The organism is Paenibacillus sp. Soil766 (genome assembly GCF_001428105.1).
GTDB lineage: Bacteria > Bacillota > Bacilli > Paenibacillales > NBRC-103111 > Paenibacillus_E.
In genome coordinates this window covers 1-1,030 of record NZ_LMSJ01000057.1, presented here as the reverse complement: position 1 = coordinate 1,030, position 1,030 = coordinate 1, and the positions used below count along the sequence as shown (strand labels likewise).

Below are 1,030 nucleotides of genomic sequence, written 5' to 3'. Positions count from 1 at the left end.
CAGCCGCCGAAGGTGGGGTAGATGATTGGGGTGAAGTCGTAACAAGGTAGCCGTATCGGAAGGTGCGGCTGGATCACCTCCTTTCTATGGAGACTCGGATCTGATAGATCCAGTCAAGTATCTTCGGATACAAATCGCTTWCTCACTCGTGTTCAGTTTTGAAAGAGCAAACCTCTTTCTGCAAGGTGGTTTACACCATGTTGCAACCGTTTGGTGATGATGGCGGAAGGGATCCACGCGTTCCCATCTCGAACACGACCGTTAAGCCTTCCAGCGTCGATGGTACTTGAACCGCAGGGTTCTGGGAGGGATCCACGCGTTCCCATCTCGAACACGACCGTTAAGCCTTCCAGCGTCGATGGTACTTGAACCGCAGGGTTCTGGGAGAGTAGAACGTTGCCAAGCGATACCCATGGCAAGCTTTCGAAGAAAGCTTCGAAAGCTTGTAGGTGGGTTTTTATTTTGAACAATTTCCCTATACGGGCCCTTAGCTCAGCTGGTTAGAGCGCACCCCTGATAAGGGTGAGGTCGGTGGTTCGAGTCCACTAGGGCCCACCATTAATTTAATRCCATTTTGGGGCCATAGCTCAGCTGGGAGAGCGCCTGCCTTGCAAGCAGGAGGTCAGCGGTTCGATCCCGCTTGGCTCCACCAAAAYACATTTTAAGACRGGAATTTCCAAGAAATTTCGACTTGAAATGCAGTAATAAGATGTGGTAAGATAACTTTCRCCGCTGAAATAGGGCGAAGATAATCGAATCACAGCATTAAGTTGTTCCTTGAAAACTAGATAACGAAACAAAACGTAAAGTAAGAACTTAGGTTGTGTTGACCTTTTGGTCTCACAAAAATCTTTAAAGTTTTTTCAGCTTAGGAGAGACTTTAGCTAACGCTAAAGATCCCTATAAATGGTTAAGCTAGAAAGAGCACACGGAGGATGCCTAGGCACTAGGAGCCGAAGAAGGACGTGGCGAACGACGAAATGCCTCGGGGAGCCGTAAGCAGGCTTTGATCCGGGGATGTCCGAATGGG

Annotated in this window: 2 tRNA genes, 3 rRNA genes and 1 other annotated feature; all 5 genes read left to right on the top strand. The window is 48.8% G+C overall.

The features are described from left to right. Window positions 1-84, top strand: a 16S ribosomal RNA gene (locus ASG89_RS31175); the annotation flags it as partial. Window positions 85-209: 125 nt separating this feature from the next. After that, window positions 210-291 (top strand) — a sequence feature (5S ribosomal RNA rRNA prediction is too short). Window positions 292-294: 3 nt separating this feature from the next. Further along, window positions 295-400: ribosomal RNA gene (rrf, locus tag ASG89_RS31170) — 5S ribosomal RNA — on the top strand. Between the two features lie 81 nt (window positions 401-481). Beyond that, window positions 482-558 (top strand) — tRNA-Ile (locus ASG89_RS31165). A gap of 18 nt (window positions 559-576) precedes the next feature. Beyond that, a tRNA-Ala gene (locus ASG89_RS31160) sits at window positions 577-652 on the top strand. 256 nt (window positions 653-908) lie between these two features. Next, a 23S ribosomal RNA gene (locus ASG89_RS31155) occupies window positions 909-1,030 on the top strand; the annotation flags it as partial.